Raw genomic sequence first — 7,880 nt, forward strand, 5'->3', positions numbered from 1 at the left:
GACAGTGGAGGGAATTAATCAAAAAATTAAGCTAATTAAAAGAAGAGGTTATGGGTTAAATAATTTTGATAATTTTAGAAGAAGGGTTCTGCTTAATTGGTATTTTGGCTAGTAATTTATCATAGTTAGTCTGAAAGAGCCGTAATTTTTTCGCCCCGATGGTATATGAAGGATATTGTACAGCCAAGGTAATTGAGACATGGTTAGAAAAATGTTTATTGCCAGAGGTGGAAGCTGGGCAGGTAATTATTATGGATAATGCCCCTTTCCATAACTCCCGTAAAATTAGAGAATTAATTGAAAAAGCCGGGTGTGAATTGCTGTTTTTACCTACCTACTCTCCTGACTTGAACCCAATTGAACATTGGTGGCACAAAGTCAAAACAGCAATTAGAAAGGAGTTGCCAAAACATGACTTTAATATTCATAAAGCAGCAGACTCAGCCTTCCAGTATTTGTAAATAGACGAGCGCGAAGCGCTATACTTGGGAGACACTGTTGCTACTCTAACCTAGGAATTTATAAAACAGCGATCGCACCTCCCACCGGAAATGCGATCGCTCTTTTTCAAGTCTACGCCCCATCAGGGACGCAGACGCTAAACACTCAAGACTTAGCCTTGTTGTTCTTCAACTTCAGCCACCATCAATAGTGTCTTCATCACCGAGTCAGGGTTCAAACTCATTGAGTCAATCCCCAACTCAACCAAGAACTTGGCAAACTCAGGATAGTCACTCGGCGCTTGACCGCAGATACCAATCTTACGACCATTCTTCTTCGCCTTCTCAATCACCATCCGCACCATTTCCTTAACCCCGTCGTTGCGCTCATCAAAGATGTGAGCCACTAAACCGGAGTCGCGGTCTAGACCTAAGGTTAACTGAGTCAGGTCATTGGAACCAATGGAGAACCCATCAAACACTTCACTGAACTGGTCAGCCAAGATCACGTTGCTGGGAATCTCGCACATCACATAGACTTGCAGTCCATTTTCGCCACGCTTCAAGCCGTATTTCTCCATTTCTGCCAGCACCTTGCGCCCTTCATCGGGGGTACGGCAGAAGGGAACCATGGGGATCACGTTCGTTAACCCCATTTCATCCCGAACTCGCTTGATCGCTTGACACTCTAACCCATACGCTTCGGCATAGTTTTCATCGTAGTAACGAGACGCACCACGCCAGCCAATCATTGGGTTTTCTTCCTTCGGCTCAAACTGTTGACCGCCGAGGAGGTTGGCATATTCGTTACTCTTGAAGTCAGACATCCGTAACACAACCGGGTTGGGATAGAATGCCGCTGCAATCATCGCCACACCCCGCGCCAACTTGTCTACGAAGAAGTCAGCCTTACGTTCGTAGAGGTAGGTCATTTTGTAGACTTCCCGCTTGACGGTGGCATCTTCGAGCTTATCGAAGTTCAGCAGTGCCAAGGGGTGCGCCTTAATATGATTGGCGATGATGAACTCTAAGCGGGCTAATCCCACACCATCACAGGGGATTGCCGCCAAACCAAAGGCTTCTTCTGGGTTGCCCACGTTCATCAAAATCTTGGTGCGAGTTGTGGGTAGGTTTTCCAGTTGGGTTTCTTGGACTTCAAAGGGTACAAGCCCTTCGTAAACCCGTCCTTCTTCCCCTTCAGAGCAGGAAACGGTAACCTCTTGCCCACTCTTAAGCACACCTGTGGCATCACCACAACCCACAATCGCTGGGATACCCATCTCACGAGCAATAATTGCCGCGTGGCAGGTACGTCCACCTTGGTTGGTGACAATGGCTGATGCCCGCTTCATGATTGGTTCCCAGTCAGGGTCAGTCTTGTTGGTGACTAAGACTTCACCGGGTTCAAATTCATCAATCTTGTGAACATCCAGAATGACTTTGGCTTTACCTTGACCAATCATTTCGCCAACGGCGCGACCGGTAACCGCCACCTCAGAGGTTCCTTTAAGCTGATAGCTCTTAAGGACGCTCTTTGACTTCTGGGATTGAACGGTTTCTGGACGAGCTTGGACGATGTACAGTTCACCTGTTTCACCGTCTTTTGCCCACTCAATGTCCATGGGAGTGTAGACACCCCGGACTTCGGAGTAGTGGTCTTCAATAATACAACCCCAGCGAGCCAGTTGCAGAATTTCTTCGTCGTTGATCGCGTATTTGACTTGCTCAGGCTCTGACACGGGTACGTTCTTGGTCAGCTTCGTACCCCCGATGTCATAAATCATCTTGATTTCTTTGCTTCCCAAGCGCTTTTCTAGAATCGGGCGATACCCGTCCTTAAGCGTTGGTTTGAAGACAAAGTATTCGTCGGGGTTGACAGCACCTTGAACAACGTTTTCGCCCAAACCATAGGCGGCGGTAACTAGGGCGGCATTCTTGAAGCCTGTTTCTGTGTCAATAGAGAACATGACACCAGAGGAGGCTAAGTCAGAGCGCACCATTTTCTGCACACCAACCGACAGGGCGACATCAAAGTGATCAAATCCTTTGACAGTCCGATAGGAGATGGCTCGGTCAGTAAAAATGGAGGCAAAGCAACGATGGCAAGCGTCTAAAACGTCTAGGACACCGTAAACGTTCAAATAGGTTTCTTGCTGACCCGCGAAACTGGCATCAGGCAAGTCTTCCGCCGTAGCGGATGAACGAACAGCTACGTCAACAGCTTGGCTTTTCTCCTTGCACTCTTCTTGGTATTCCGGCTCGAACCGATCGCAAAACTCAGCGGTGACGCCATACCGTTCACACAGCTTCAGATAAGATTCTGCGATCGCGGCTCGCAGGTCTTCTGGGAACGGTGTATTGAGAATCAAAGACCGCGCTTGCTTACCCCGGACGCGCAGGTTATTCATATCCTCGACATCGAGGTCAGAAAACAGTTCGCGTAGCTTTTCTTCTAAACCTGCTTCCTTAATGAAGTAACGGTATGCATAAGCCGTTGTAGCGAATCCGGTGGGAACTCTGACGCCCTTAGCGGTCAGTTGTCGGATCATTTCACCTAGGGAGGCGTTTTTACCACCCACCAAGGGAACATCGACAATTCCTACCTCTTCAAACCACAGAATGAGAGCTTGTTCTTTGGACGATTGAGATGATGTTGTTTCAGTAGCTGCAACCATTAAGCATTTCCTCCTACTCTTGGTTTCAGTATTTTAGTTTACCGATACTCAGCCGAAAAAATTCCTTTAGGTAATATTTTCTTTAGGATTCGGCTGTTTTTTATAGAACCATACCTCACAATTAAATTCGTAGCGATTTACACATTTCTTTTGGGCAACTCTGACTACAGTTGTTATAATCGCCGCCGCTAATCTAACACTCTACTCAATTTTCGAGTTAAAGCCATCCGATATACTATCATTCCCCATCCTTATAGTCTGGATAAATTTAATTCATGTTTATCAATCCTTTGGGTTTTGACTTAAGGCGTTGAATTAGGAAATAGATAGCTCAATCCACACTTGATCGATCCGCACTTTGTCGCGCTTTGGCGGGTTTGTAGCCTTGCAAACTTCTTCTGGCGTTCTCCTTAGAATAGTTACTTACTTATTAGGAGAGCGAGTAATTCGGTTACGTCCTTTATTTCAGAACAGTTCTACCATAGCAGACTATTTAGAAATAGACAAGCCGTAATCCCTAATTTCAATCAGCACTAAAGCCACCCAACCCTAGGGATATTAACAACCTAGATATTGTTTATTAGGGGGGTAACCCAAATGATAGCGCTGCTGGTTATACATTGTTTCTTTCGATGTCTTCTATTTTTCAATGATCCCCAGATAGAAGTATCAAATATTGTCTATCTATCCGTAATATCTTTGTGTTTATCGAAACAAAGTCACTATAATTAAACTAGGGAATTTATATGCTCAGTCTAGCGGATTGTCTTCATCCAAACGTCCCTAAAAATTTTGGATAGTTAAAACAATGGTGTTGAGGGGATTAGGGGTTGATGCTGAAAATAGCTATAGGCTTTTTTTTGTCACTTCCCCGGGTAAGAGTATGAGACTGTCGTGTCCTCCAAAGCGCGATCAGCACGAATTGTAATGTGAACATCTCTAAATTCCCTTTCCATTGGACTCATCCTCATACCAGCCAATGCGGTCAGGAGCGTGTCTGTCTCTAAATTTTCTTGGCTCCCCTGCACCCAGACGTGGCTCTCAGACTGATTTACGAAGGGATATTGACCTCCGACGACTATTGCCTTGCTAGACATGATAGCGCAATCCCAGAATCTGACAAGATCTAAATTGGGATTGTAAACTTCTGTAAAACAAACACACTGTATCGATCATGATTTCTCGTCGCACCCTTGTGAGCATTCTCTTGGCAAGTTGTCTGGCTTGCTTGGCTTGGTTAAACGTCACTCCCGCCGCCTCTGCTCTCGGCGGGAAACAACCGCCCTTAAACGAGCCTGCACCAGAGTTTACGCTACCGACCAATAGTGGGGATGGGGAGGTATCACTCTCCGATTACCGAGGAAAATGGGTGGTTTTGTACTTTTATCCCAAGGATTTCACCTCAGGTTGCACGCTAGAGGCTCGTCGCTTTCAGCAAGATTTGCCCAAATATATAGAGAGAAATGCCCAAATTGTGGGAGTGAGTGCGGATGATGTGGACTCCCATGCCGATTTTTGCGACTCAGAGGGGTTGAAGTTTCCCCTTTTGGCAGATATAGATGGGTCAGTGAGTCGGGCGTATGGGTCTTGGATGGGCTTTGTCTCCCTACGTCATACTTATCTCATTGATCCCGATGGTATCTTGCGGGAGATATTTCTCGGCGTTCGACCCGCGATTCACAGTACAGAGGTACTGGCACATTTAGATGAGTTGCGATCGGTGACATAAGCATCATCCATTACCCCATCAGAAACTTGTAGGGGCGACATCCGTGTCAACTTAAGCGCCAAAAGCACGACTGGCAAGCTTTTCACCCTCATCCCCTAACCCCTTCTCCCACCCCCCTCGTTCCCCCCTACGAGGAGGGGGGATGACAAAGGATGCTTCGCTTTTGTTTGATGGAGAAGGGGAATAAAGAAGCTTCTGGCATCACATCGAGAAATACCTTCCTTCTTGCTCCCCTCTCCCCGGCGTGGGAGAGGGGCTGGGGGTGAGGGGTTGAGCTTAAGTTGACACCAATGCCCGCTTGCATCAATGCACACTTCCAGTCCATTTAATTAGCTTGGGTCGCCCATAACTGAACCCATGAGGCTTTCTTCACAACCTATGATATGATCCGCCAACCCCTATATCTACCCTTTGCCGAGGGACAGTGGCAAATGAGCATGAGTCTCAAAGCCCTTGATCCTCAAGACTGGATTGAAATTGATGACCAGTTTGTCAAGTATTTGTCACAAAAAGATACGCTGCTCAAAACTCGACATTCAGAGGTATTTGCCAGTCTCCCCGGAACCGAAGCCAGTCAGCAGGAGGTTTTAGAGTTACTGCTGGATCATCTGCTGAAACACTTTCCCCAACATTATCGCCGCCAGGGTCAAACGATTGAAGCGATCGCAACCCATCAAGTCTGGCATATCCCTGACTTCGAGTCAGCCCCTCTGGATTTAGCTGGGCGTCTGGTACAAGAGGATTTACTCTTAATGGAGCGATCGCCTCAAGGGTATCGTTTAGTCGCCGCCTCCCTCTGTTTCCCCTTGCGTTGGCGACTGCGAGAAAAGTTGGGATGTCCCCTGACTCAAATCCACGCCCCGGTTCCGGGATATTCTGAAAAGCTGGCGCATCCTGTAGATAGTGTGTTCAATCGCCTCAAATCCAATCATCCGGTTTGGCGATTAAATTGGAGTATTGTGGAATCTCCCGAACTCTTCTTTCCTCCAGAAAACGCAAAACCAGGTTGGGAGAAAAGGATAAATTGCCAAAACGCTGGGGATAAGTTGTTTTTGAGAATTGAACGTCAGACATTAAGACGGTTAACCCAGAGTGGTGACATTCTATTTACCGTGCGTACCTACGTGTATCCTTTGCGAGTGCTTGAAGATAATCCCCAGATGGCTCATAATTTAATGGAAACTATCCAGCAAATGCCCCTGGAGATGCAGAATTATAAAAACTTACTGCCAATTCAGGAAGTGCTTTTGGGGTATCTTGAGGATATAGCTAGTTTCAAGCCTTTGTAAAATGGCAGCCTGGGTTGGACAAGTTTTTCAAAGACTTTTACGTTCACACACAATTTATTGAAAACAGCCATATTACTAAATGATTTAACCTTCAAAAACTAAAAATAAATAATTTTCAATTCAACAAATTGGTTTAATAGTTCGTTTTTGTCAAGTTTAATGTATTAATATGGCGAAAAGTAATAATACTTTTACAAGCAGTACCACAAATAATTCATCTCCTCTAGTATCACTTTACTGGGATTGCCAAAATGTTAAAGTTAGCCAAGAAAGAGCCGAGTTTTTGCAAACCTTTGCCAAGGAACAAGGTGATGTAATTTGTCAAAAAGCCTATTCCAATTGGCAGCGAGAAAATAAAAAATATGCCAAGTTTTTAAGTGGTATTGGTTTTCAAAGAATTAACGTTCCCTCCTTTGCCAAGAACAGCGTAGACAACCAACTAATAGTTGATTGTATTGAAGAAGCCTATAGTAATGCCTCAGCTAATATCTTCATTATCGCATCAGGAGATGGTGACTTTACCAGTCTAGGTCATGTCTTGAAAAATAAAGGGAAGAAAGTCATAATTTTCGCTCAACAAGGTGGGGTAAGTCAGAGTCTAATTGATATTGCTGATGAATCCCACATCATAGAAAGATTAGATGAAGAAAAATCAAAACTTCCTTCCTTCCGTGATCGTTCTCTTCTCGATCGTGCCCTCACCCACCGTTCATACATTAATGAGAATCCTAGTGCAGGTGAAGACAACGAACGTCTAGAGTTTCTTGGTGATGCTGTACTGAATTTTATTAGTGGTGCATTTCTCTATAATTATGATCCAGCGATGAAGATGAACGAATCTCAACTTACACGTCTGCGATCTAAATTAGTTGAAGGACAACAGTTAGCAATATTTGCAAAAGAACTAGATTTAGCTAAAAAAATGAGGTTAGGCAATGGTGCTATAAAAGAAGGAGGACGCAGAAATTTATCGTTGCTCAGCGATACGTTTGAAGCCGTTGTTGGTGCTTACTTTCTCGATTCAGGTATTGATGCAGTTATCACCTTTATTGAACCTTTGTTGAGTTCTGCAATTAGAGACCTCTGTTCCACTGAAACAACTCTAGATAATAGTATTCTCGTGGACTCCAAAGGTCGATTTCAGGAATGGGCGCTAGCCAACTTTGTCGAAAACCCGGAATATTTTATTATCGATGAGTCTGGACTCGATCATGCCAAGGAATTCACGGCTGAAGTTCGCGTAAAAGGTAAAGTCTACGGTGTCGGAACAGGTCGCCGTAAACAAGATGCTGAAAAACGTGCGGCTGAAGCAGCGCTTAAAAAAGTTGAAGTTGAATAAACCTGTGTGACCCACCTAGTCCAAGAAATAAGACACATAGCTTAAACTCTTTGAAATGACTAGATTTTAAGACATTTCGGTGTGCTTTCAACGATCGCTGACTTTTGCAAAAGTTGCCGCAGCGCACCGTTTACTTTTGTCGGACTACTTCAGAGAAACCTAATCCCATTTTTATTGGATCATGCAATTGATGAGGGAAATGGAGCAATGAAGCGAATGATAGGTGGCATACTTTCTTGAAAATCGTCTAATTAGGGCTTGCTGCATAAGCGTGTAAGGTAGACCAGATAAGGGTTTCCAGCCATTTTTCGACCCAACAAGTGCCAGGTTTTTACACTATAACCGTCTTGCATCCTGGAATTTTCGCCGACAACAGCACCAAATTTTACCTCGACAGAGGGTCAACAT

6 protein-coding genes are annotated in these 7,880 nt (G+C 44.9%); 5 read left to right on the top strand and 1 reads right to left on the bottom strand.

Annotation, left to right across the window (positions count from 1 at the left end; genetic code table 11):
- Both RID53_RS33220 and RID53_RS33225 read left to right on the top strand, forming a co-directional pair.
- Positions 1–112: transposase (locus RID53_RS33220; protein WP_446373407.1), on the top strand; the 112-nt coding region annotated here is incomplete at its 5' end.
- A gap of 46 nt (positions 113–158) precedes the next feature.
- A complete protein-coding gene (locus RID53_RS33225; protein ID WP_446392158.1) occupies positions 159–461 on the top strand; it encodes a transposase in 303 nt (100 codons plus the stop codon).
- Between the two features lie 152 nt (positions 462–613).
- Here RID53_RS33225 and ppsA read toward each other — a convergent pair whose 3' ends face one another.
- Positions 614–3,115, bottom strand: a complete 2,502-nt coding sequence (gene ppsA, locus RID53_RS33230; RefSeq protein WP_446392159.1) for a phosphoenolpyruvate synthase — start codon at positions 3,113–3,115, stop codon at positions 614–616.
- Between the two features lie 1,174 nt (positions 3,116–4,289).
- Here ppsA and RID53_RS33235 point away from each other — a divergent pair.
- The 3 genes from RID53_RS33235 (at position 4,290) to rnc (ending at position 7,472) form a co-directional block, all read left to right on the top strand.
- Positions 4,290–4,844 carry a peroxiredoxin gene (locus RID53_RS33235; protein WP_446392160.1) on the top strand — a complete coding sequence of 185 codons (555 nt, stop codon included), beginning with the start codon at positions 4,290–4,292 and terminating at the stop codon, positions 4,842–4,844.
- A gap of 383 nt (positions 4,845–5,227) precedes the next feature.
- A complete protein-coding gene (locus RID53_RS33240) occupies positions 5,228–6,133 on the top strand; it encodes a heme-dependent oxidative N-demethylase family protein (protein WP_446392161.1) in 906 nt (301 codons plus the stop codon).
- Between the two features lie 169 nt (positions 6,134–6,302).
- Positions 6,303–7,472, top strand: coding sequence for a ribonuclease III (gene rnc, locus RID53_RS33245; protein WP_446392162.1), 1,170 nt, complete (start codon positions 6,303–6,305; stop codon positions 7,470–7,472).
- Positions 7,473–7,880 lie beyond the last annotated feature (408 nt).

This window comes from Coleofasciculus sp. B1-GNL1-01 (assembly GCF_040220235.1).
Classification (GTDB): domain Bacteria; phylum Cyanobacteriota; class Cyanobacteriia; order Cyanobacteriales; family Coleofasciculaceae; genus Coleofasciculus.

Excerpts from the sequence above, each read along its gene's own strand:
- rnc (WP_446392162.1), top strand. The coding sequence starts at position 6,303 with ATGGCGAAAAGTAATAATACTTTTACAAGCAGTACCACAAATAATTCA.
- RID53_RS33240 (WP_446392161.1), top strand. The coding sequence starts at position 5,228 with ATGATCCGCCAACCCCTATATCTACCCTTTGCCGAGGGACAGTGGCAA.
- ppsA (WP_446392159.1), bottom strand. The coding sequence starts at position 3,115 with ATGGTTGCAGCTACTGAAACAACATCATCTCAATCGTCCAAAGAACAA.
- RID53_RS33225 (WP_446392158.1), top strand. The coding sequence starts at position 159 with ATGGTATATGAAGGATATTGTACAGCCAAGGTAATTGAGACATGGTTA.
- RID53_RS33235 (WP_446392160.1), top strand. The coding sequence starts at position 4,290 with ATGATTTCTCGTCGCACCCTTGTGAGCATTCTCTTGGCAAGTTGTCTG.